The organism is Gordonia alkaliphila, from assembly GCF_023017165.1.
GTDB lineage: Bacteria > Actinomycetota > Actinomycetes > Mycobacteriales > Mycobacteriaceae > Gordonia > Gordonia alkaliphila.
Genome location: NZ_JALKBW010000001.1, coordinates 2,655,143 through 2,677,963 on the forward strand (window position 1 = coordinate 2,655,143; position 22,821 = coordinate 2,677,963).

The 22,821-nt window shown below is 70.7% G+C and carries 21 protein-coding genes, 1 tRNA gene and 1 pseudogene; 15 read left to right on the forward strand and 8 right to left on the reverse strand.

Annotated features, from left to right (window positions below):
* The first annotated feature begins 12 nt into the window (after window positions 1–12).
* From clpS to MUG78_RS12075, 10 genes and pseudogenes are all read left to right on the forward strand, one after another.
* A complete protein-coding gene (gene clpS, locus MUG78_RS12030; RefSeq protein WP_246995092.1) occupies window positions 13–315 on the forward strand; it encodes an ATP-dependent Clp protease adapter ClpS in 303 nt (100 codons plus the stop codon).
* Window positions 315–893: an oxidative stress transcriptional regulator AosR gene (gene aosR / locus MUG78_RS12035; RefSeq protein WP_246995094.1), complete on the forward strand. Its 579-nt coding sequence runs from the start codon at window positions 315–317 to the stop codon at window positions 891–893. Before clpS ends, aosR begins: the two co-directional genes overlap by 1 nt.
* Window positions 890–2,020, forward strand: a complete 1,131-nt coding sequence (locus MUG78_RS12040) for a P1 family peptidase (RefSeq protein ID WP_246995096.1) — start codon at window positions 890–892, stop codon at window positions 2,018–2,020. The genes aosR and MUG78_RS12040 overlap by 4 nt, the downstream gene beginning before the upstream one ends.
* A pseudogene (locus MUG78_RS12045) lies at window positions 2,017–2,636 on the forward strand (rhomboid family intramembrane serine protease). Before MUG78_RS12040 ends, MUG78_RS12045 begins: the two are co-directional and overlap by 4 nt.
* Before the next feature lie 22 nt (window positions 2,637–2,658).
* The gene (locus MUG78_RS12050) at window positions 2,659–4,011 is read left to right on the forward strand and encodes a MurL-like N-terminal domain-containing (protein ID WP_246995098.1); all 1,353 of its coding nucleotides are present in this window, start codon (window positions 2,659–2,661) and stop codon (window positions 4,009–4,011) included.
* Entirely contained in the window at window positions 3,992–5,308 is a 1,317-nt protein-coding gene (gene murD / locus MUG78_RS12055; RefSeq protein ID WP_246995100.1) for a UDP-N-acetylmuramoyl-L-alanine--D-glutamate ligase, read from the forward strand. Before MUG78_RS12050 ends, murD begins: the two co-directional genes overlap by 20 nt.
* A gap of 91 nt (window positions 5,309–5,399) precedes the next feature.
* Window positions 5,400–6,179, forward strand: a complete 780-nt coding sequence (locus tag MUG78_RS12060) for a cyclic nucleotide-degrading phosphodiesterase (RefSeq protein ID WP_246995102.1) — start codon at window positions 5,400–5,402, stop codon at window positions 6,177–6,179.
* Between the two features lie 58 nt (window positions 6,180–6,237).
* Window positions 6,238–6,993, forward strand: a complete 756-nt coding sequence (gene rph, locus MUG78_RS12065) for a ribonuclease PH (protein ID WP_246995104.1) — start codon at window positions 6,238–6,240, stop codon at window positions 6,991–6,993.
* A gap of 7 nt (window positions 6,994–7,000) precedes the next feature.
* The gene (gene rdgB, locus MUG78_RS12070; protein ID WP_246995106.1) at window positions 7,001–7,651 is read left to right on the forward strand and encodes an RdgB/HAM1 family non-canonical purine NTP pyrophosphatase; all 651 of its coding nucleotides are present in this window, start codon (window positions 7,001–7,003) and stop codon (window positions 7,649–7,651) included.
* 4 nt (window positions 7,652–7,655) lie between these two features.
* Window positions 7,656–8,147: a MarR family transcriptional regulator gene (locus MUG78_RS12075; protein ID WP_246995108.1), complete on the forward strand. Its 492-nt coding sequence runs from the start codon at window positions 7,656–7,658 to the stop codon at window positions 8,145–8,147.
* Between the two features lie 30 nt (window positions 8,148–8,177).
* Here MUG78_RS12075 and mmsB read toward each other — a convergent pair whose 3' ends face one another.
* The 5 genes from mmsB to MUG78_RS12100 form a co-directional block, all read right to left on the reverse strand.
* Window positions 8,178–9,044, reverse strand: coding sequence for a 3-hydroxyisobutyrate dehydrogenase (gene mmsB, locus MUG78_RS12080; protein ID WP_246995110.1), 867 nt, complete (start codon window positions 9,042–9,044; stop codon window positions 8,178–8,180).
* Window positions 9,045–9,055: 11 nt separating this feature from the next.
* Complete coding sequence (locus tag MUG78_RS12085; protein ID WP_246995112.1) at window positions 9,056–10,228, reverse strand: acyl-CoA dehydrogenase family protein; 1,173 nt, start codon at window positions 10,226–10,228, stop codon at window positions 9,056–9,058.
* 6 nt (window positions 10,229–10,234) lie between these two features.
* Window positions 10,235–11,785, reverse strand: coding sequence for a CoA-acylating methylmalonate-semialdehyde dehydrogenase (locus MUG78_RS12090; RefSeq protein ID WP_246995114.1), 1,551 nt, complete (start codon window positions 11,783–11,785; stop codon window positions 10,235–10,237).
* Between the two features lie 136 nt (window positions 11,786–11,921).
* Complete coding sequence (locus MUG78_RS12095; protein WP_246995116.1) at window positions 11,922–12,302, reverse strand: DUF3817 domain-containing protein; 381 nt, start codon at window positions 12,300–12,302, stop codon at window positions 11,922–11,924.
* On the reverse strand, window positions 12,299–12,727 hold the full coding sequence (locus MUG78_RS12100) for a transcriptional regulator (RefSeq protein WP_246995118.1): 429 nt from the start codon (window positions 12,725–12,727) through the stop codon (window positions 12,299–12,301). The genes MUG78_RS12095 and MUG78_RS12100 overlap by 4 nt, the downstream gene beginning before the upstream one ends.
* Window positions 12,728–12,841: 114 nt before the next feature.
* On the opposite strand from MUG78_RS12100, the gene MUG78_RS12105 reads away from it, so the two are divergent.
* From MUG78_RS12105 to MUG78_RS12120, 4 genes are all read left to right on the forward strand, one after another.
* A complete protein-coding gene (locus MUG78_RS12105) occupies window positions 12,842–14,560 on the forward strand; it encodes an ABC transporter ATP-binding protein (RefSeq protein WP_246995120.1) in 1,719 nt (572 codons plus the stop codon).
* Window positions 14,557–16,050, forward strand: coding sequence for an ATP-binding cassette domain-containing protein (locus MUG78_RS18310; RefSeq protein WP_246995122.1), 1,494 nt, complete (start codon window positions 14,557–14,559; stop codon window positions 16,048–16,050). The genes MUG78_RS12105 and MUG78_RS18310 overlap by 4 nt, the downstream gene beginning before the upstream one ends.
* Window positions 16,051–16,075: 25 nt before the next feature.
* Window positions 16,076–16,160: transfer RNA gene (locus MUG78_RS12115), tRNA-Leu, on the forward strand.
* 131 nt (window positions 16,161–16,291) lie between these two features.
* Window positions 16,292–17,290, forward strand: coding sequence for a carbon-nitrogen hydrolase family protein (locus MUG78_RS12120; RefSeq protein ID WP_246995124.1), 999 nt, complete (start codon window positions 16,292–16,294; stop codon window positions 17,288–17,290).
* A 57-nt stretch (window positions 17,291–17,347) separates the two neighbouring features.
* Here MUG78_RS12120 and MUG78_RS12125 read toward each other — a convergent pair whose 3' ends face one another.
* Window positions 17,348–18,622 carry a hypothetical protein gene (locus tag MUG78_RS12125; RefSeq protein ID WP_246995126.1) on the reverse strand — a complete coding sequence of 425 codons (1,275 nt, stop codon included), beginning with the start codon at window positions 18,620–18,622 and terminating at the stop codon, window positions 17,348–17,350.
* Between the two features lie 198 nt (window positions 18,623–18,820).
* On the opposite strand from MUG78_RS12125, the gene MUG78_RS12130 reads away from it, so the two are divergent.
* The gene (locus MUG78_RS12130) at window positions 18,821–20,371 is read left to right on the forward strand and encodes a DUF7782 domain-containing protein (RefSeq protein ID WP_372493208.1); all 1,551 of its coding nucleotides are present in this window, start codon (window positions 18,821–18,823) and stop codon (window positions 20,369–20,371) included.
* 28 nt (window positions 20,372–20,399) lie between these two features.
* Here the strand turns inward: MUG78_RS12130 and MUG78_RS12135 are convergent, their stop codons facing one another.
* Window positions 20,400–21,629, reverse strand: a complete 1,230-nt coding sequence (locus MUG78_RS12135; protein ID WP_246995130.1) for a trans-sulfuration enzyme family protein — start codon at window positions 21,627–21,629, stop codon at window positions 20,400–20,402.
* Between the two features lie 22 nt (window positions 21,630–21,651).
* On the reverse strand, window positions 21,652–22,785 hold the full coding sequence (opgC, locus tag MUG78_RS12140) for an OpgC domain-containing protein (RefSeq protein ID WP_246995132.1): 1,134 nt from the start codon (window positions 22,783–22,785) through the stop codon (window positions 21,652–21,654).
* Between the last annotated feature and the right edge of the window lie 36 nt (window positions 22,786–22,821).

Genomic DNA, 22,821 nt, shown 5'->3' on the forward strand with positions numbered 1-22,821 from the left:
ACCCTATAACTCATGGCGCTTGAAGAAGCGGCACCCGGTACCGGCACCGGTACGGCGGTCGCCGAACCCGTAGCCGTAGTGGATCGCCCCTGGGTGACGATCGTCTGGGACGATCCGGTTAATCTGATGAACTACGTCTCCTACGTCTTCCAGAAGGTCTTCGGCTATTCCGAGCCGAAGGCGAATCAGCTGATGCTGCAGGTGCATCACGAGGGCAAGGCCGTGGTCTCCGCCGGGGACCGCGCGCAGATGGAAGGCGACGTCCGCAAGCTGCATGCGGCCGGTCTGTGGGCGACGATGCAGCACGATTCCTGATGCGGACGTGGTCCCGCCGGGGCAGCGGCGACGAACTGCGGATCTGCTCCAACCTGGAGACCTACGAGTGTCAGCTGATCGCCTCGATGGTGCATTCGACCACGGAGATCCTCACCGAACGGGACACGTCGGCCCCGCAGGACGCGCTGAGTGAGCTCACCGGCATCCGGACCGGGCACACCACCGCGCCGCGCGATCTGACGCTGGGCCGTCTGCTGCCGGACTTTCACCGTCCCGACCAGGACGAGCTGTGGGCGGTCGGCACCGTGGTGGCCGACGTCAACGGCGCCCTGCGCAGCCTCAACGAGCCGCAGATCATCGCCGCCAAACTCGAAGCCGGGCGCGTGGTGCTCGACACGCTGCCCGACGGCGGCGGCGATGTGGCCCTCACCTGCGACGAGGCGCACGAGTGGCTCACCGCGCTGAACGACGTGCGGCTGGCCCTGGGGGCGATGCTCGGCATCACCGACGACTACCAGTGTCCCGACCCGGAGGATCCGCACGCCGGACACTTCGACGTCTACCAGTGGCTGACCGTGGTGCAGGAACTGCTCGTCGAAGCCCTGATGGCGCCGTGACCGCCGCGGGAGTGCCGTCGCGCCCGGGAGATCGCCTCTCCGACGTGGCCGGGATGACGGTGGGCCACTGGCAGCGACTCGACGCCGAGGTGACGATCGGCACGCTCACTGAGGCCGGGGCCGGCTGGGCCACCGGGACCACGGTGGTGGCGGTACCCGACGGCGCGACCACCGCGGTCGACGTCCGCGGCGGCGGTCCGGGGACCCGCGAGACCGACCTGCTCGATCCGGTGAACACCGTGCTCGGCGCCCACGCGATCGTTCTCACCGGCGGCAGCGCCTACGGGCTGGCCGCCGCCGAAGGCGTGATGGAGGCGTTGGAGAAAGCCGGTCGCGGGCTGCCGATGGATCTGCTGGGCCACGTGGTGCCGATCGTGCCGGCCGCGGTGATCTTCGACCTGCCGGTCGGCGGCTGGGCGCAACGCCCGGGCGCGGGCGCCGGTGCGTATGCGCTGGGCGCGGCGACCGCGGACTTCGCGATCGGCACCGTCGGCGCCGGAACCGGCGCGCGGGCCGGTGCGCTCAAGGGCGGCGTGGGCACCGCGTCGTCGACCCTCGACGAGGGCCCCGCCCGCGGCATGACCGTCGGCGCGCTGGTGGTGGCCAACCCGGTCGGCGCGGTGATCGACCCGGACACCGGCCTGCCCTGGGGACGCGACGACCTGGTCCACCACGGACTCGTCGACCCCGATCCGGCCGAGGTGGCCGCGCACGCGGCGCTGCTGGCCAAGGGCACCGTCCTGAACACGACGATCGGGGTGATCGCGACCGACGCACGGCTGTCGGTGGCCGACACCCGCCGCCTGGCGATGTCCGGGCACGACGGCCTGGCCCGGGCGATCCGGCCGGCGCACTCGCCGATGGACGGCGACACGCTGTTCGCGGTGGCCACCGGGACGGCGACCGCCGATCCGGAGTCGGCCGTGCCGATGCCGCCGGGGATGAGCGCGGACGCACCCGTCGTCGCGGCACTGTGCGCGGCGGCCGCGACGGTGACCCAGCGCGCGGTGGTGTCCGCGGTGCTCGCCGCCACCGCGGTCGGCACCGTACCGGCCTACCGGGACGTGCTCGGCTCGGCGCTGCGCGAGACCCCCTCGCGCCAGACACCCCCGCGCGAGACACCATGACCGACACCGCGCCCGCACCTGCGGCGTGGCCCCGGTGGCAGCGCAACGCGGTGATCATGGCGGTGATCGTCGTCGGCCTGTTCGTCGTCGAAGCCTTCGACGCCGCCCTGAACTATTCGCTCGATCAGGACGGCATCGTGCCGCGGACGGTGTCGGCCTACCCGGCATCCTGTGGGCGCCGTTCCTGCACGTCGATTTCGCACACTTGATCGCCAACGTGCTTCCCGGCGCGATCCTGGGCTTCATCCTGCTCATGGCGGGCCGCTTCCTGGCGGTGACCGCGGTGGTCTGGCTGGTATCCGGGTTCGGGGTGTGGCTGATCGCGCCCGCCGGGACCGTCACCGTGGGCGCCTCCGGCATCATCTTCGGCTGGCTCACCTATCTGATCGTGCGCGGGCTGTTCAACCGGCGCTTCCTGCAGGTGCTCGGCGGGCTCGCGCTGCTCGTCGTCTACGGCGGGACCCTGTGGGGAGTGCTGCCGCAGGGCGGCTCGGTGAGCTGGCAGGGGCACCTGTTCGGCGCCATCGGCGGCGTGCTGGCCGCCTGGATGCTGGCCTCCGCAGACCGTCGCGCACCGCGCGGGCAGCTCGAGCAGGTGACGACCGGGGCGCGGTGACCCACCGGGTACGCTGGAAAACATGACGTTGCCCAGGGCCTTTGCTCCCGAAGACTTCACCGTTTTCGCCTTGACCGGCTACGACGCCGCCGACGGTCGGATCGAAACCCACTACGCGCTCGAGGGGCCGAACGCCGAGCCGATCGTCTTCACCGAGGTCTTCGACTTCACCGACACCGGCGCCACCGGTGCGCCGAATCCGTCGCTCATGCGTCTGCTCGCGCTGTCGGCGTGCGTGAGCTACTACAAAACGGCGGCACCGTCGACGGTCGAGATCCGCTTCCCGGTGGCGCAGTTCGAGGTGGACTACCTGGCCGCGGTGATCCGCGGCGGGCTCGGCGAGTTCGCCTATGAGAACGATCTGCCCGACGCCCTGGTGCCGACTCTCGTCGCCGAGCAGGTGACCGATCGGGTGATCGAGTCCGCGCCCCGCGCGTGGGACATCGGCGCGGCGCCGCTGGTCGCGGTCGGCGGCGGCAAGGACTCCATCGTCACCATCGAGGCGCTCAAGGCCGGCGGCTTCGAGCCAGTGCTGTTCAGCGTCAACCAGTACCAGCCGATCGACGACACCATCGGCGTGAGCGGTCTGCGGGCGGTGCGCATGCGCCGTCGCCTGGACCCCAAGATCGGTGAGCTCAACGCCGCGGGCGCCTACAACGGGCACATCCCGGTCACCGCGATCAACAGCGTGGTGGGCCTGATCGCCGCGGACCTGATGGGGCTGGGCTCGGTGATCTTCTCCAACGAGCAGTCCGCCGACATCGAGAACCTGGTGTGGCACGGCTTCGACATCAACCACCAGTGGTCCAAGAGCATCGTCTACGAAACGCTGCTGCGGAAGACGCTGGCCGAGTACGGGATGTCGTCGGACCGCTACTTCTCCCTGCTGCGGGCGCTGCCCGAGTCGGAGATCGCCGCGCGGTTCGCCGATCACCCCGAGTACTTCGACGTGTTCATCAGCTGCAACCGCTCCTTCGCGCTGGACCCGACGCGGCGTCGTGCGCGCTGGTGCGGCGAATGCGCCAAGTGCCTGTTCGTGTTCGTGATCCTGGCGCCGCGCATCGACAAGGCGCGGCTCACCGAGATCTTCGCCGTCGACCCGCTCGATCATGCGACGAACCTCGGTCTCTACCGCGAGCTGGCCGGACTGGACAAGCACAAGCCGTTCGAGTGCGTCGGCGACTACGCGGAGGTCGCCGAGGCCTTCGTCGAGTTGATGGACGACGACGCCTGGCGCGGCGACGACGTGGTGTCCGAGCTGTCCGGGCTGCGTTCGCGGCTCGACGAGATCGCCGCGAACAAGGCGCCGATCGTCGGCGCGGGCAACGTCCCCGCCCACTACTCGCCGGTGTTCGATGCGCTCGTATCGCACTGAGCTCGGCGGCGCCCGCGTCGGCGTCTGGGGCTTCGGCCGGGAAGGTCGTGCGGTAGCGCAGACGGCCGTCGCCAGCGGTGCCGACGAGGTGATCGTCGTCGACTCCGTGCTACCCGCCGATGCCGCCGACTTCGGGCCGCCGATCCGGTTGCTCTCCGGAGACGAGAACCTGGCGGCGCTGCGCGCCTGCGACCGCGTCTTCGTCAGCCCCGGGGTGCCCTGGTTCCATCCGGTCGCGGTGGAACTGCGCGCGTCGACGACGCCGATGTCGTCGGCCACCGACCTGTTCCTGTCGGCCGCGGCCGACACGGTGATCGGCGTGACCGGGACCAAGGGCAAGAGCACCACGGTCTCCTTCGCCGCCCACGTGCTGAACCGGGTCGGCGGGTCGGCCGTGGCCGCGGGCAACATCGGGCTGCCGCTGCTGGACGTGCCGGACGATCCGGATCTGACGGTGGTGGCGGAGATCTCCAGCCAGCAGTGCGCGGCGATCGCGCGGTCGCCGCGGATCGCGGTGGTCACCAACCTGGGCGAGGACCATCTCGACTTCCACGGCGGCGTCGAGGAGTACGTGCGCGCCAAGGCCCGCATCTTCGATCGGGGAGCGCAGACGCTGATCTGCGAACACGAGGCGCTGGCCCAGCTCCGCGCATTGTCCGGTCCCGCAGTGGATTACCCGCCGGTGATCCTCACCGAGGAGGCGATCGCCGACCGGTGGCCGGCGATCGAGACCATCGATCCGCGGTCGACGATGCGGTATCCGCACAATCAGCCCAACGGCCAGTTGGCGGTGCTCGCCGTCGAAGCCTCGCTGGGGCGGCAGCTGACCGCGGCGGAGATCTCCGACGCGCTCGACTCGTTCACCGCGTTGCCGCATCGCCTCGAGGTGGTGCGCACCGTCGGCGGGAAACGCTGGATCGACGACACCTTGGCGACCACTGCGGAGAGCGTGGTGGTGGCGCTGACCGCGATGCCGGCGCAGCAGCGGGTGGCGGTGATCGTCGGCGGTCTGGACCGGGGCATCTCCTATCGCGAGCTCGACGACTTCCTGCTGTCCGGAGCACGCGCGGTGGACCTGATTCAGATCCCGTCCAACGGCGCCGAGATCGGGCGGGACTATGCGGCCGCGCAGCCCGACCGCGTGCATGCGGCCGCAGATCTGACGGCCGCCGTGCAGACGGCGGCCGCGCTCGACGTCGACGCGGTGCTGCTGTCTCCGGGCGCCCCGAGCTACGACGCCTACGTGAACTTCGAGGCCAAGGCCGCCGCGTTCATCGCCGCTGTCGACCAGCTGTGACCCGCAGCCGCGGGATCGGGGAGCGACCCCATTTGAGGAAGGCCCGGGGTTTGGCGCGGCGCGGCTGCGGCGGCGTGGCAGAGTGGAGCCCATGCGATTGACGGTCCTGGGGTGCTCCGGCAGTGTGAACGGGCCCGGCGCGGCCTGCTCGGGCTATCTGCTGCAGGCCGAAGGTCACGATCCCGTGCTGATCGATTGCGGGCACGGCGTGTTCGGGGAATTGCTGGAGCACGCCGACCCCAACAAGGTGTCGGTGCTGCTGTCGCACCTGCACGCCGATCACTGCCTGGATCTGCCGGCCATGCTGGTGTGGCGGCGCTGGGCGCCGACTCCCGCGGCCGAACGCTCGCACCTGTACGGCCCGCCCGGCACCGCCCTGCGGATCGGCGCCGCCTCCTCCGAGTATCCGGGAGAGATCGACGACATCACCGACACCTACGACGTCCACGAATGGGTGGATCGATCGCCGGTGACGCTGAACGGCCTGCACATCGAACCGTTCCAGGTCAACCATCCGCCGTGCACGTTCGGCCTGCGGGTGACCGGTCCGGATGGGGAGGTCTTCGCCTACAGCGGCGACACCGGCTACTCCGACATCGTCGTCGACCTGGCCGGGGACGCGGACCTGTTCCTGTGCGAAGCCTCCTGGACGCATGAGCCGACGGTCCGCCCCCCGGACATGCACCTGTCGGGGGTGGAGGCCGGAATGCTCGCGACCCGCGCGCGGGCGCGGTCGCTGGCCCTGACTCACATCGTGCCGTGGACCGACGTCGACACCATCCTCGACGAGGCCAGCGCCAACTATCAGGGCCCGCTGCAGGTGGTCCACCAGGGGCAGGTCATCGAAGTGCGCCCGCCCTTCCCCGGCTGAGGCGGCACGCTCCCGGCGCCCCCGGTGCGTGCCGCGGGCTCACGATAGGATCGACGACGTGAGCACACGAGCAGACGGCCGCGCCGACAACGAGCTGCGGCCCATCAGTTTCACCCGAGGTTTCACCAGCAATCCGGCGGGATCGGTTCTCGTCGCCTTCGGCAACACCCGCGTGCTGTGCACGGCGTCGGTCACCGAGGGCGTGCCGCGCTGGCGCAAGGGTTCCGGGGAGGGCTGGCTCACCGCCGAATACGCCATGCTGCCCGGCGCGACCCACGAGCGGTCGAGCCGAGAGTCGGTGCGCGGCAAGGTCGGTGGGCGCACCCATGAGATCAGCCGCCTGATCGGTCGCTCGCTGCGCGCGTGCATCGATCTCGCCGCCCTCGGTGAGAACACCATCGCCATCGACTGCGACGTGCTGCAGGCCGACGGCGGCACCCGCACCGCCGCCATCACCGGCGCCTACGTGGCGCTGGCCGACGCCGTCACCTGGCTCGGGGCGGCCGGCAAGCTGACCGACCCGCAGCCGCTGAGCTGCATCATCGCCGCCGTCAGCGTGGGCGTGGTGGACGGGCGCGTGCGCCTGGACCTGCCCTACGAGGAGGACTCTCGCGCCGAGGTCGACATGAACGTGGTGGCCACCGACGCCGGCACCTTCGTGGAGATCCAGGGCACCGGCGAGGGGGCCACCTTCCCGCGCGGCACCCTCGACAAGCTGCTCGACGTCGCCATGGAAGGCGTGGATCGGCTCGTCGTCGCGCAGCGCGAGGCGCTGGCCCTGCCGTACCCCGGCGAGCTTCCGTCCGCCGAGTGACCCTGCGATGACCAAGGTCCTGCTGGCCAGCAACAATGCCAAGAAGCTGGCCGAGCTGCGCCGCGTGGTGGAGGCGGCCGGTATCACCGGTCTGACGGTGCTCGGGCTGAGCGACGTCGACGCCTACCCGGAGCCGGTCGAGGACGGTGCGAGCTTCGAGGAGAACGCACTGATCAAGGCCCGCGCCGGGGTCGCGGCAACCGGCCTGCCGACGCTGGCCGACGATTCCGGACTCACCGTCGACGCGCTCAACGGCATGCCCGGCGTGTTGTCGGCGCGGTGGAGCGGCGGCCGCGGCGATGCGGCGAACAACGACCTGCTCCTCGCGCAGCTGCGCGAGCAGCCCGCGGAACGCCGCGGCGCGGCCTTCGTCTCGGTGTGCGCGCTGGTGCACCCGGCGGGGGAGACGGCGGTGGCGCGCGGAGAGTGGCGCGGCCGCCTCGTCACCGAGCTCCACGGAGCGGGCGGCTTCGGCTACGACCCGCTGTTCGTCCCCGACGACCACCTCGCGGCCGGGCGCACGTCCGCGGAACTGACTGCGGCGGAGAAGGATTCGCTCAGCCACCGCGGCAAGGCGCTGGCCGAGCTGGTGCCGGTGCTGCGGGCCCTGGCGAGCGAGCCCGACAGCCCCGACGTCCCCGACAGCGCGGGCGGGTGAGGGTGTGACAGCCGACGATCCGATCGCCGCCGCGCGCGCCAACTGGGAACGCGCGGGCTGGACCGACGCCGCCGTCGGGATGACCGCGGTGACCTCGGTGATGCGCGCACATCAGATTCTGCTGGCACGCGTGGAAGCAGCGCTGCGCCCCTTCGATCTGAGCTTCTCCCGCTTCGAGCTGCTGCGGTTGCTGGCCTTCTCGCGTTCGGGTTCGTTGCCGATCACCAAGGCCAGCGACCGACTGCAGGTGCACGTGAGCAGCGTGACGCACGGCATCCGACGTCTCGAAGACGCCGGGCTGGTGCGCCGCGAACCCCACCCCAGCGACGGTCGGGTGACCCTGGTGGAGATCACCGATGCCGGGCGCGAGCTCGTGGAGCGCGCCTCCGTGGTGCTCAACGACGAGGTCTTCGCGCGGCCCGGCATGGACGATGCCGAAGTGCACGCGCTGATCGGCGCGATCGACTCGCTGCGCCGCGACGCCGGCGACTACTGAAGCAGCAGTCGCCGGCGTCGCGGAGCGAAATCAGCGCAGGGTGTTGATCACGGCGCTGAAGTCCAGGTTCGGGAAGCGGTCGGAGAAGACGCGGTAGATCTGCGCCGCGTGCTCGCCGAGCGGTGCCCGAGCTCCGGTGGAGACCACGGCGTCCATCGCCAGACCGAGGTCCTTGTTCATCAGCGCGGCCGCGAAACCGGGAGCGAAATCGTTGTTCGCCGGGGACGCGGGTGCCGGGCCGGGCACCGGGCAGTTGCTCTCGATGGCCCAGCAGTTGCCGGTGGCGCCGGTGATCACGTCGTAGAGCGCCTGATCGGCCAGACCGAGCTTTTCGGCGAGCGTGAAGGCCTCGGCGACCGCGATCTGCTGGACGGCCAGCAGCATGTTGTTGCACAGCTTGGCGGCCTGGCCGGCACCGGAGCCGCCGCAGTGGATGATCTTCCCGGCCATCGGGTCCAGAACCGAGCGGGCCGCGCTGACGGCCTCGTCGGTGCCGCCGATCATGAAGGCGAGCGTGCCCGCCGTCGCACCCTTGACGCCGCCCGAGACGGGGGCGTCGATCTGCTCCAGACCGCGTTCGGCGGCCAGGGTGTGCAGGCCGCGCGCATCGTCGACCGAGATGGTCGACGAGTCGATCAGCAGGGCACCCGTCGGCACGAAGGGCAGCAGCTCTTCGTAGCAGCTCCGCACGATGGCGCCGTTGGGCAGCATGGTGATGATGGTGTCCGCGGTGGAGACCGCGTCGGGGATGGCCTCGACCACCACGACACCGTGCTCGGCGGCGGTGGCGCGGGCCGCCGGCGAGAGGTCGAAGCCGATCACGTCGTGGCCGGCCTTCACCAGGTTGGCCGCCATCGGGCCGCCCATATTGCCGAGCCCGAGAAATGCAATGGTCATGTGCTGCTCCGTCATCGTCGTGTGGTGTGGTGGCGATCGGCGATGGCGCGCCCGATCACCACCTTCATGATTTCGTTGGTGCCCTCCAGAATGCGGTGCACGCGCAGATCTCGCACGATTTTCTCCACGCCGTACTCGTGGAGATAGCCGTACCCGCCGTGCAACTGCAGCGCCTGATCGGCCACCCGGTGGCAGTTCTCGGTCACGTGGAGCTTGGCCATCGCGCAGCGCTCCACCTTGTCCGGCTCGCCGTCGTCGAGCGACTGCGCGGCGCGCGCCAGCAGCAGCCGGGCGGCCGCCTGCGCGGTCGCCATCTCGGCGAGCGTGAACCGGATGGTGGGCTCGTCCAGGAGCGCGTTGCCGAAGGCCTTGCGGTCGGCGACGTACGACGCCGCTTTGTCGAACGCGGCCTGCGCGCCGCCCAGCGAGCAGGCGGCGATGTTCAGACGTCCGCCGTTGAGGCCGTTCATCGCGATACCGAAGCCGCGACCCTCCTCGGCGCCGAGCAGGTTCGACGCCGGGACGCGCACCTGCTCCATGATCACCTGGGCGGTGGGCTGGGCGTGCCAGCCCATCTTGACCTCGGACGGGCCGAAGCTCAGGCCGGGACTGTCGGCCTCCACCAGGAAGGTGGAGATGCCCTTCGGTCCGGCCTCACCGGTGCGAGCCATCACCACGTACAGGTCCGACCGGCCGCCGCCGGAGATGAACTGCTTCACCCCGTCGAGGACGTAGTCGTCCCCGTCGCGACGAGCGCGGGTGGTCAGCGCCGCCGCATCCGAGCCCGCGCCGGGCTCGGTGAGGCAGTAGCTGGCAATGGTGTCGAGCGTGGCCAGGCGTGGAATCCACTGTGCGCGTTGGGCATCGGTGCCGTAGGCGTCGACCATCCAGGCGCACATGTTGTGGATCGAGAGGAAGGCCGCCACCGCCGGATCGGCGTAGGCGAGCTGCTCGAAGATCCGTACGCCGTCGAGACGACGGAGGCCGGAGCCGCCGTGCTCGACGTCGCAGTAGATCGCGCCCATGCCGAGCTGCCCGGCCTGGCGCAGCTCGTCGACGGGGAAGTGGGACTCGGCATCCCACTTCAGGGCGTGGGGCGCGATCTTGCGGTCCGCGAAATCGGCTGCGGCAGCAACGATCTCCCGATCGTCGGCGGAGAGGTCGGCGTCGGTGTATCCGTGCATCGTCGGCTACTTCATCGTCGGGATGACGAACTCGGCACCCTCGGAAGCGCTGACCTGACCGGTGCGCACCGCCGACGACGGGAAGCGCGAGGTGATGGTCTTGGTCTTGGTGTAGAACTGGATCGACGTCGGACCGTGCTGGTTGAGGTCGCCGAAGCCGGAACGCTTCCAGCCGCCGAAGGTGTGGTAGGCCACCGGCACCGGGATCGGCACGTTGACGCCGACCATGCCGACCTCGACGCGCGCGGCGAAGTCGCGGGCGGCGTCACCGTCGTTGGTGAAGATCGCGACGCCGTTGCCGTACTGGTGGTCGTTGGCCAGGGCCAGCGCCTCTTCGTAGTCGTCGGCGCGGGCGATCACCAGTACCGGTCCGAAGATCTCGTCGGTGTAGACGGCCATGTCGCGGGTGACGTGGTCGAACAGGCTCGGTCCGACGAAGAAGCCCTTGGTGAGGTCGGTGCCCTCGAAGTCGGCGTCGGCGGCACCGGTGCCGCGGCCGTCGATCACGAGGTCGGCGCCTTCCTGCACGCCGAGGTCGAGGTAGTGGTTGACGCGGTCGAGCGCGGACTGCGCGACCAGCGGGCCGTAGTCCGAGCGCGGGTCGAGGCTGTGGCCGACGTGCAGGCCGGCGATGCGCTCGATCATCTTCTCGCGCAGGCGGTCTGCGGTCTCGGCGCCGACCGGAACGGCCACCGACAGGGCCATGCAGCGCTCGCCGGCGCTGCCGTAGGCCGCACCGAGCAGCGCGTCGGCGACCATGTCGAGGTCGGCGTCGGGCAGCACGATGGCGTGGTTCTTGGCGCCGCCGAAGCACTGCGAGCGCTTACCCTGCGCGGCTGCGCCGGTGTAGATGTACTGGGCGATGTCGGAGCTGCCGACGAAGCCGAGGGCCTTGACGTCGGGGTGCTCGATGAGGGCGTCGACCGACTCCTTGTCGCCGTGCACCACCTGGAAGACGCCGTCGGGCAGACCGGCCTCGGTGAACAGTTCGGCCAGGCGGACAGGGACCGACGGATCGCGCTCGCTGGGCTTGAGGATGAAGGCGTTGCCGCAGGCCAGGGCCGGGCCGGCCTTCCACAGCGGGATCATGGCCGGGAAGTTGAACGGGGTGATGCCGGCGACCACGCCGAGCGGCTGGCGGACCGAGTGCACGTCGATGCCGGAGCCGGCGCCCTCGGTGTACTCGCCCTTGATCAGGTGCGGGATGCCGATCGCGAACTCGATCACCTCGAGGCCGCGCTGGATGTCGCCGCGGGCGTCGGCGAGGGTCTTGCCGTGCTCCAGCGACAGGGTGGTGGCCAGTTCGTCGATCTCGGCGTTCACCAGATCCACGAAGCGCATCAGGACGCGGGCGCGGCGCTGCGGGTTCCAGCTCGCCCATTCGCGCTGGGCCTTGGCGGCCGAGTCGACGGCGGCGGCGACGTCGGCGGTGGAGGCCAGCGGCACGGTCGCCACGACGGTGCCGGAGTTCGGATCGTAGACATCGGCCTGTCGGGCGTCGGGAGCGTCGACGCGGGTGCCGTTGAGGAAGTGGGGAATGGAACGAAGATCAGCCATGCGAGGAAATATACTAGGACATCCAAGTAAATGGAAGGGGGACGTTCGAGTACATGGAAGGAAGGCGTCCGGGTAAACGACAAGCGGGGCGCCCACCGCAGTGGACGCCCCGCAGTCGACGGGCTCGAAGAGCAGGTCAGGACAGGAAGCGGTCCCGCACCTCGATGTTGCGGATGTGCTCGACCCAGAACGACAGCAGCGGAACGGTGCCGGCGAGGACGGTCAGGAAGGTCTTCCACACCGACCAGCGGACCTTCATCGCCAGGTCCAGGGTCATCAGGAAGTACAGGAAGTAGATGGCGCCGTGCACCGGGCCGATCCACTCGAGGCCCTCCACGCCGAAGCCGTACTTGGCGATCATCTCGGCCACCAGCACCAGCAGCCAGACGCCGGTGATGTACGCCATCACGCGGAAGCGCTGCAGGGACGTCCGGATCGACGCCGCCGACGCGGTCACGCGCGGCTGGTCGGTGGACCCGGTGGCGGGCGCGGTGCTGGTTTCGGGCGTGTCGGTCACTCTTGATCCTTTTCGAGCGGGCGGGCGTCGGACTCGCCGCCGAATCCGGCGAGATAGCGGTTGTAGTCGGAGCGCGCGTGATCGTCAGCGTCGTCGTCGAGCGCCGCGACCGACGGGTCGGCGGCGGTCGGCCGCTCCGGCAGGATCCCGGCGGGGATCTCGGTGGGGCCGCTGCGGCTGCGTTCGGTTTCGACGGAGTCGGGGTCGGCTTCGAGCATGACGAACCGGCGGTAGGCCCACACGAAGGCGATCGCGAAGACCGGCCACTGCAGTGCGTAACCGAGGTTCTGCGCGGTGCCGGAGGCGGACTCGAAGCGATCGAGCTGCCACCAACCCATGCCGACGCACACCAGCGCGGCCACCACCACGAGCGCGATCAGCGCCGGGCGGTGCCGCTTCTTCGGCTTCTGGGGGGTGTTCTCCACACCCTCGACGGTACCTGTTGCATGCGTGTGACCTGTTCCGCGGCGAGTCCGCCGTCGCCGTGCGCGGTCGGTAGGGTGGCGCCCAGCGACCGGCGGGGAGAAGGAGAGCACGCGATGGCCAGCGATGCGGAGCGCACGGTGCTGCGTCGGGCGCGACCGGCGTTCGCGCTGTCCGGACTCATTGCGCTGGTGCTCGCAGGCCTGACCGTGCTGCCGCTGGTGCTGTTCGCCGACCTCGCGCGGGACCTGATCGACGGCGCCGGCCGCGACCGTCTGGTGCGGTTGGCGTCGGTCGGGGCCGGGGTGCTGGTGGTCGGTGTGGCAGCGGGTGCGATCTTGCTCACCCTGCTCCATTTCTACGACCAATACTTCGCCGCGGCGCTGCGCCGCACGATTCTCGACAAGCTGGTGCGGCTGCCGCTGGCCTGGTTTCTGTCGCGCCGCCGTGTCCGGCTGCGCACCCTAGTGCACGACGATGTGAACGCGTTGCACTACCTCGTCACGCACGCGGTGGTCGACGTGGTGGTCACGGTGGTGACGCCGCTGGCGATGCTCGGCTACCTCTTCACGGTGAACTGGACGCTGACCCTGGTGCTGCTGATCCCGGTGGGCGGCTATCTGGTGGCGATGATGGTGTTGGCCTTCCGGGATCAGTCGCGGCTGACCGAGATGCTGGAGTGGGACCGGAAGCTCCCGGAGGTCACCGAGGAGTACATCCGCGCGCAGCCGGTGAGCCGGATCTACGGCGACGACGCCGTGGTGGATCTGCCCGGCGAGCTGTCGCAGATGTCCCGCTTTCTGAAGACCTGGCAGAGCGGGACCTTGGGCAGCAAGGCGATCCTGCTGCAACTGAATCGCCCGATGACGGCGATGGTGCTGGTGGTGGTGGTCGGCACCGGTCTGATCGTGACGGGGTGGATGTCCGCGGCGGCGATCGTGCCCTTCCTGATCCTCGGCACCTCGTTCGGCGATCGGATCCTGGCGGCGGCGTACGCGCCCAACGGTCTGCGGGAGGGCCGCGATGCGGCCGCCCGGCTGGACCGCTTCTTGGCGACGGAGGAACTGGCGCGGGCCGCGCGCCCGGTGGAGCTGCCGCCCGCGGACTGCCCGGCCGTGGTGACCTTGCACGACGTGGTGGTGTCGACCGGGGAGGCCGGCGGCCTCGATCACGTGAGCCTGGCCTGCGTGCCCGGCGGTGTGACGGCGATCGTCGGCCCCGCCGACGGCGGCCGCGAAGCGCTGGCCGCGGTGGCCGCGCGCTGGCGCGACCCGGACGCGGGCGCCGTGGTGCTCGACGGCTCCGATGTGCGCGACTACGACGAATCCGAACTGCGCCGACAGATCGGCGTCCTGCACCGCAGTGTGCGCGTGGTGCCCGGCACCGTCGCCGACAATCTCGCGGTGAGCAGGCCCGAAGCCACGCGCGCGGAGATCGCCGAGGCGGCGCGCGGCGCGCACCTGACCGAACTCATCGACCGACTGCCGGACGGCTTCGACACGGTGGTGGTGCCGGACCGGTTGTCGGCCGGGGCGCGGCAGCGACTGGCACTGGCACGCGTGCTGCTGGCCGACCCGCGCCTGCTGATCCTCGACGAGGCGGTGACGGCCGCGGATCCGGACTCGACGTGGGAGGTGCGGGAGGGCATCTCGCGGCTCGTCGTCGGACGCACCGTGCTGGTGTTGGCCGACCGGCTGCGCCCGACGGTCGGGGCCGACCTGATCGTCGTCCTGGCCGGCGGCCGCATCATGGAGCAGGGCAGCCATGCCGAACTCCTGGCCGCCGACGGGGAGTACGCGCGTCGGTACCGCAGCGAAGTGGGGGAGCTCGCGTGATCTACTCCGACATCGCCGCCGTCACCGGACCCGCCGGACGCCGGGACCGGGTGGCCTTCGTGGGGTTGACCCTGCTGTCGGCGCTCCTGCAGGCGTCGTCGGTGATGACGCTGATTCCGGTCCTGCACGCGCTGTTCGGCGCCGCGCCGTCGCAGGCCTGGCCGTGGGTCGGGCTGCTGGTGGGGCAGTTGGTGGCGACCTGGCTGGCCGACAATGCGGCGGCGCGGTTCGGGCTGCGCGTCGGCTTCGGGCTGATCGATGCGATCGAGACCGCGGGGCCGGCGGCGATTCGCCGCCTGGGCGTGGACGAGTTGGCCGGCACGCGGGCCGCGCGCCTGCGGGAACTGTTGGCCACGGCGGTACCGGAATCGGTGACGGCCGTGGTCCTGCTGGGCTCGCCGCTGCTGCACGCGCTGGCCCTGACGCCGCTGCTGTCCCTGATGCTGTTGGCCGTCGCGTGGCAATTGTCGCTGGTCGCGCTGGTCGGCGGTCTGGCGCTGGCCGGTGCGGTCGCGGCGACCAGTCGTGCGCTGGCTGCCGCCGAGTCGGCCTTCACCGACGTCGACGACCCGGTGCTCGAGTTCGCGTGGACCCAACCCGCCCGCCGCGGCGACCAATCCGGCCCGCGCGCGACGGCCGCGGTGGTCAAGGCCTCGCGCCGCCGCAGCCTGCACCTGCTGGCCTGGCAGCTGCCCAGTCACCTGGTGCTGTCGTCGGTGTTGATCGTGGTCCTGCTGGTCTTCGGCGCGGTGGTGAGTGGGCTGTACCTGTCCGGATCGATGTCCGGGGTCACCGCGGCGGCGATGGCCGTGGTGCTGTTCCGGGTGGTGGAGACCACCGGCGCACTGTCGTTGTTGAGTGCGCCGTTGGCGTCGGCGACGAGCATGCTGGCGCAGCTGCGCGCGCTGGTGGAGGCCGAGCGGGCCGAGGCCGTCCTCGCCCCGATCCCGGCGCCGGAACGCCCGTGCGCGGTGACGCTGTCGCAGCTGCGGTTCGCCTACCCCGGCCGCCCGCCGGCGCTCGACGGGATCGACCTGGAACTGCCCGCCGGCAGTGTCACCGCGGTGGTCGGCGGCTCCGGATCGGGTAAGTCGACGCTGCTGGAGGTGCTGTCCGGACTGCGCCGCCAGAGCGCGGGCACGGTGCTCTTCGACGGCGAGCCCGCGCTCCTGGCCGAGCGTCGCGCCCGGACCGCGGTGGCGTTCGCGGACCTCGGTCGGGACCGCGTGCTGGGCAAACCCGCCGGCCTGCTGCTGGTCGACGACGCCGCCGACCCCGCACTGGTCGCGGAAGTGGGACGGCTGCGGGGCACGCGGACCGTCGTGCTGGTGACGCGTCGGCCCGCGGTGCTCGCGACCGTCGATCAGGTGGTGGTGCTCGACGCCGGGCGCGTCGTCGAGACCGGGACGTTCGCCGAGCTGTGGGCCCGCGGCGGTCTGCTGGCCGACCTCGCGCAGCGGTGGGAACAGGCCGAGAACTGGCAGCTGTAGGCGCCCGCGTACGCTGGACCGGCAAGCGTGAGTGGCGGAATTGGCAGACGCGCTGGATTTAGGTTCCAGTGTCTTCGGACGTGAGGGTTCAAGTCCCTTCTCGCGCACCAGAAGCCCCGTCGGCCACCTTCCCGCGAGACGATTCGGTTCCCGCGGCCCGGCGGGGCGCCCGCGGGAACCAGAACCTTTCGCGGGAACGGCGGCCTCTCGCGGAAGTGCGTGCCTCTGCGAGGATGGGGGCGTGGAGAAGGTTGAGCCCGTCAGTGACCAGGTGCGTACCGTCCGCGCCGCCGCCGTCCAGTTCCAGGGCGTGGTCGGCGACGTCCGGGAGAACCTGCGGCGCCTGGAGACGCTGATCGCGGAGGCGCTGGATCGGGGCGCGGAGTGGATCGCGATCCCGGAGTTCGCGACGTCGCCGCTGCCGTTCCTGCCCGACGCCCACCGCAGCGTGCTGCCGCCGGAGAACCCGGCCGTCGACCTGCTGGTACGCACCGCGACGCAGCACGGGGTGCGGATCGGCGGCTCCCTGCTGATCGCCGACGGCGACGAGATCTACAACCGCTACCACTTCGTCGAACCCGACGGCACCGTGCACCGGCACGACAAGGATCTGCCGACGATGTGGGAGAACGCCTTCTACGGACCCGGGCACGACGACGGCCGTTTCGCCACCGCCGACGGCGCGGTCGGGGCGGCGGTGTGCTGGGAACTGATTCGCAATCAAACCGCGCGACGTCTGCGCGGCGTCGACGTGGTGATGACCGGCACGCACTGGTGGAGCGTGCCGGAGAACTGGGGCGGCGCGGTGGACCGCACCTTCGGGCCGCTCGCGCAGTACAACCGCTACCTGTCGGAGAACGCGCCGAGCGAGTTCGCCCGCCGCGTGGGCGCGCCCGTGCTGCAGGCCTCGCACTGCGGCGAGTTCGCCACCGACTTCCTGCTGGTGCCGGGAATGGCCCGGACCGCGCCGTACACGACCCGCTATGTAGGTGCCACGCAGATCGTCGCGGCCGACGGCACCGTGCTGACCGCCCGCAACACCGCCGAGGGACCAGGCGTGGTGGTGGCCGACGTCGAGCTCGGCGCGCAGCAGCCGCGCCTGCCCATCGACGACGACTTCTGGACCCCGCGGCTCCCGCTGGCGCTGCGGCTCTACTGGCACCAGCAGAACGCCTGCGCCACGCGCTACTACCGCGACCGCGGGCGCGCGTTCGGGCTAGCGGCGGCGGGCCGCGTGTAGCGGTTCACCCCACCAGCGGCGCGAACTGTTCGCAGGTTCGGGCCGCTGGTGTCGGCGTCAGCGGCCGACGGTCTGCCGCCGGGGCGCGGTGGACGATGCGGTCGACGGCGCTGCGGGATCCCGCTTGTCCTTCTCCGCTCCGAGGCCGGTGCCGGTGGTGTCGTCTTCGCGCAGGCACATCGACCGCACCACGTCGTGGTAGGTCACCAGGCCGTAGACCAGCGGCACGTTCAGGGCGTTGCCGATGATCCGGAACGGCGAGATCAGCAGCGCGTCGCCCGCCCGGATCGGGTCGACCAGCGCCGAGCCGATTTCGGTGAACAGGTGCACCGACAGGTAGTAGGTGAAGTACGTGGCGGTGAGCGACTTGGTGACCGTCAGCTCGGTCATCGGCACCGTCGCGCCCAGGTCGGCGCCCGTACCGAGGTTGTGGCCGAGGCCGATCAGGATGTCCAGCGGCGCCCCGCCCACGTAGGGGATCGCGCCGCCGATGTAGGAGCCCATCGTTTCGACGGTGGACCAGTCCGCCGGATCGGCCGGAATCAGGTTGTGCGGGATGCGCACCGACTTCATCTGCCGCAGCACCTGCTTGGTCTGCGCCTGGATCCGCCGCTTTGCCGCCGCATCGGGGGCCTGCTGCTGTGCGGCATCGCTGACGCGGCCGACGATGCGGGCCAGCGTCAGGTCGCCGATCGGCGTGCACGTCTCCGAATCGGCGAGCGCGAGCTGGTCGGCGATGCCGGCGATGATCGGATGGATCGGGATGTCGTAGACCACGTCCTCGCTGGGTTTACCGGCGAGGGCCTTCTGCTCGGGCGTCACGCGGGCCATGCAGTTGTCCAGAATCGACTCGCTGATGGCCGAGTACAGCTGGGTCAGCCCCAGCCGGAACACGGCGAAACCGATGGTCAGCAGCATGCTGTACGACGGGAAGCCGAGCTCCGGGATCACCGCGCCGCTCAGATCGAAGACGTTGGGCGCCATCTCCACGCCGATGCGGGCCGGCGCCAGCACGCCGAGGAAGAAGTACAGCCACGCCGACTCCACCGCCTGCGACAGGGTGATGTTGGCGACCGGGATGGCCTCGTTCTGCTTGCCGTCGCGGATCTTGAGCAGCCCCGAGACGATCGCCTGCGACTGCGGCGAACGGTACTTGGTCGACGGGTCGTCGGCGCTCGCCCCGAGCGTCCGCGGATGCTCGGACAGGGCGAGCGTGGAGACGGTGATCCGTTCCATCTCGGACTTGATCTGCGGGTGCTGCGCGAGGACGGTGCTGCGCACCTGCGGCGGCAGGCCGGGCAGCGCGGACTGCACGATCGACTCGTAGATCACGCCGAGGGTGGCGAATTCGCCACTGACACAGATGGTTTCGGTCGACTCGGACGGTCGGGACGGCTGGGTCGGCGACGACGGCGACGAGGGGGCCGAGTGCGGCGCACGATCCGGGCGGGAGCAGGGCGAGACCGGGGTCGGAAGAACGGCGTCTTCTGCCGGGCGATCCGGTCCTGGCGCTCCTGGTAACTCTCCGGTATGGGCGGAATATTCGGTGAATCTGCGGTGGCCGGTAGGCTCGGGCCGGTGACCTCGCTTCCGCTCCGTGACCAGTCCGTCGTGCAGGCCCTCGGGACCGCGCTCCGCGAGCGCGACTTCACCGCCGCCGGCATTGCCGATCTGCTCGGTGAGCAGGCGGGTGCGGCGCTGACCGTCGGCACGTGGTGGCCGGCCCTGCGCGCGACCGAGCGCGCCGACGAGGCTCGTCGCCCGTTGGCCACGCTGATCCGGCTGTTCCTGCTGGGCGGCCTGGAACCCGAGGCGCACGTGCGCGCGGCCTTCGCGCCGATCGCCCCGGCGATCCTGGTGGAACAGGGCGTCCTCGCCGCCGCCGACGGCGGCTTCCGCGCGGTCCTCGACATCCGGCCGCACGGCAGCGACGATCACGAATACCTGGTGGTCAGCGATCAGGACGCGCTCCTGAGCGCGGCCACCCTGGCGCACGACCACGTCCTCGGGATCGGGGGCGCGTCGATGTCGTTGGCGCACGCGGTGGTGCGCACCCCGGCCGCGCGCGCCCTGGACCTCGGCACCGGCTGCGTCATTCAGGCGCTGCACCTGGACTCGCACGCCGAGACCGTCGTCGCCACCGACACCAATCCGCGGGCACTGGCCCTCGCGCGGGTCACCGCGGAGCTCAACGGCATGTCCTGGGATCTGCGCGGAGGCAGCCTCTTCGAGCCGGTGGCCGGCGAGCGATTCGATCTGATCGTCGCCAACCCGCCGTTCGTGGTGGGCGCGGGCGGCCAGGATTACATCTATCGCGACTCCGGCATCGCCGGCGACGGCATCAGCCGCCGGCTGATCGAGCAGGTCGCCGACCACCTCGCGCCCGGCGGCGTGGCCCAGCTGCTCGCGAACTGGGTGGTGCACGACGTCGACGACTGGCAGGCCCGCATCGGGGAGTGGGTGCGGGCCAGCGGCCTCGACGCCTGGGTGGTGCAGCGCGAGCTGGCCGATCCGATCAGCTACATCTCGCTGTGGATCGCCGACGCGGGCGAGACCCCGGAGGCTGCCGCCGAACGCGGCGCGCTCTGGCTCGACTGGTTCGAACGTGAACAGATCGTCGGCATCGGGATGGGGCTGGTGACGCTGCGCAAGCCCGATACCGACCGCGAACCGGACGTGGTGATCGAGGAGATCACCGCGGCCGGCCAGGAAGTGACCGGCTTCGAAGTACAGGCCTGGTGGGCGCGGCGGGACTTCCTGCGCACCACGTCCGACGACGACCTGCTGGCCGCTTCGCTCAGCACCTCGCCGGTCTTCCTCGAAGCGCAGTCGCTGCCCGGATCGGACGGTTGGCAGGAGATCTCGGCGGCGGTGACCCGCCCCGGCGGTCCCGGGGCCGTGCTGCCCGTCGACGAGGTGATGACCGCCCTGCTGGCCGGCTGCCGCGGTGAAGTGCCGCTGAGCGCGCTGATCGGACTGCTCGCGGACTTCCACGGGGTCGACGCCGACGCGCTCGCCGAGGTGACCCTGCCGGTGGTGCGCGAGGCGATCACCCGCGGCATCCTGTTCGTCGCCGGATAGCCGTCGCGCCCGCCGGTTGGAAGGGCGCTCAGGCCGGGCCCACGACGGCGTCGAGGGCCGCGGCGAGGTCGGCGCGGAGGTCGTCGACGTCCTCCAAACCGACCGAGAAGCGCAGGTGGCCCAGCGTGCGGAAGCCCTCGGGGTAGGCGGCCACGCGCGGCCCGGAGGTGCCCACGTGGACGATGAGCGACTCGTCGTGTCCCACCGAGACCGCCGAGGTGATCACCCGGAGTTCGTCGACGAACCGGTTCTGCAGGTCGGGGCCGCCGTCGAGCGCGAAGGCCAGGATCCCGCCGAAGCCCCGGCCGTCGAACAATCGCTGCGCCGTCGCGTGCTGCGGGTGGCTCTCGAGTCCGGGATAGGCGACGTAGGCGATCCGATCGTCGGCCTCCAGGAACCGGGCCAGCGTCAGTGCCGACTCCTGGTGGCGGGCCAGACGCAGCGGCAGCGTCACCGAACCGCGGACGATCAGCCAGGCGTTGAACGGTGACAGCACGCCGCCGACGTCGACCATGGCCTCGGCCCGGATCGGCTCGATGAGTTCGGCGCGGCCGATCACCGCGCCGCCCATGGCGTCACCGTGGCCGTTGATGTACTTGGTGAGGGAATGCACCACCAGGTCGGCGCCGGCCTCGAGCGGGCGCAGCAGCGGCGGCGGGGTGAAGGTGGAGTCGACCATCAGCAGCACGTCGCGGCTGTGCGCCAACGCGGCGAGCGCCGGGATGTCGGCGACCTTGGTGGTGGGGTTGGCGATCACTTCGCACGCGATGAGTCGGGTGGTGGGGCGGATCGCGGCGGCGACCGCGTCGAGATCGGTGATGTCGACGAAGGTCGCCTCGATGCCGTACTTGCGCGGCAGCAGCGTGGTCCAGAGCTTGTAGGTGGCCTCGTAGGTGGTGTCGGAGACCACCACGTGATCGCCGGTGCGCAGGTGTGTGAAGAACACCGCGTGCAGCGCCGCCACCCCGGACGCCAGAGCGAGCGCATCCTCGCCGTGTTCCATCGCGGCCAATTTCCGTTGCAGCGCAACCTGATTGACACCGGTGTTGCGCGTGTAGACCAGGTGATCGGGATCCGACCAGTCCATGGTCGACGGGTCGTAGGGCAGCCGATAGGAGTTGGCCATGGTGATCGGCACCCGGATGGCCTCGCCCTCGCCGTGGACGTGGTTCCCGCCGTGCACGCTCAGCGTGTCGTCGGCGAGGGTGGCCGGAACGGACCGGTCCGGACGGGGCGTGTGCGGGCGCTGCGGGGACATGGCGAACTCCTTCTCGGGTGGATCAGGCCCGCACGAGAGTCGCCCCTCGCTGCGGGGTCGCGGCGGCGTCGGCCAGGATCGCCGGCAGGCGATGCAGTTTGTCCACACCCCGGTGTCGGCGGAACTCCGCCCAACCCCAGCAGGTGGCGAAGACCGCCAGGACGATCAGCGTCGACAGGCCCGCACCCCAGGGACGGGGTGCGAACAGGGTCGGGAGGGCCAGGAGGGCGACGGCCTGGATCACGTAAGCGTCCAGGCTGCGCGTCCCGACCGAGACCAGCGGCCGCAACCAGTCGCGACGCATCCACTGTAGAAGGCGGCCGAAGACGGCGTACACGCACGCCACCACCAGCCACGACGCGAGCGCGCGCAGCGGGCCCAGCTCCACCTTGCCGAGGAGCTCGGGCGCCTGCCACAGCCAGCGCTCGATCCATAGGCCGTGCGCCAGCAGCACGCCGACCAGCACGGTCAACGCCGTCAGGCGGGGGAGCGCAGCGTCGAGACGGCGGCGCACCTGCCACTGCTCCCACTGCCAGCCGACCACCATCGCCGGGATGAACAACACCTGCCATGCGGCCCAGTTCTGGATCGGCCCGCCGTCCGGGGCCGCATTGAGATACATCCACCAGGCCGGTGCGACCTGGCTGACCACGTACAGCGCGCCGGACGCCGCGAGCACCCAGGTCCACCGGCCGCGCATCAGCAACGGCACCACGGCGAAGGCGAACGTCATCAGCACCAGGTAGACCACCAGGATGTTGCCGCCGCCGGGCAGGAAGCGCAGCGTCAGCGCCCACCAGAGCTGCTGGAAGAACGGCGCGTCGCCGGGGAGACGCGCGACCAGGAAGTACTCCCGGCCGGATAGCAGGGTGGCCGTCGCCACCGCCGCCAGCGAGATGACGACCTGTGCGACGTAGAGGACCAGCAGGCGTTGCGCCAGCCGCTGATAGGCGAACTGCAGGCCGTGGCGCTGCGTCCATCCGCGGTACACCAGGCCCAGCACCAGGCCGGAGAGCAGCACGAAAGCGCTCATACCGTCGACCAGGGGGAAGGCGTGGGTCGGCAGGGCGATCAGCATGCCGTTGGCGAAGTGGAGGCTGATCATGCTCCAGATCGCCAGGCCGCGGGTGGCATCGATGGCCAGATCTCGACTCATGGTGGCCCGACGGTAACGGCGCGCCGCCCCGGTGAC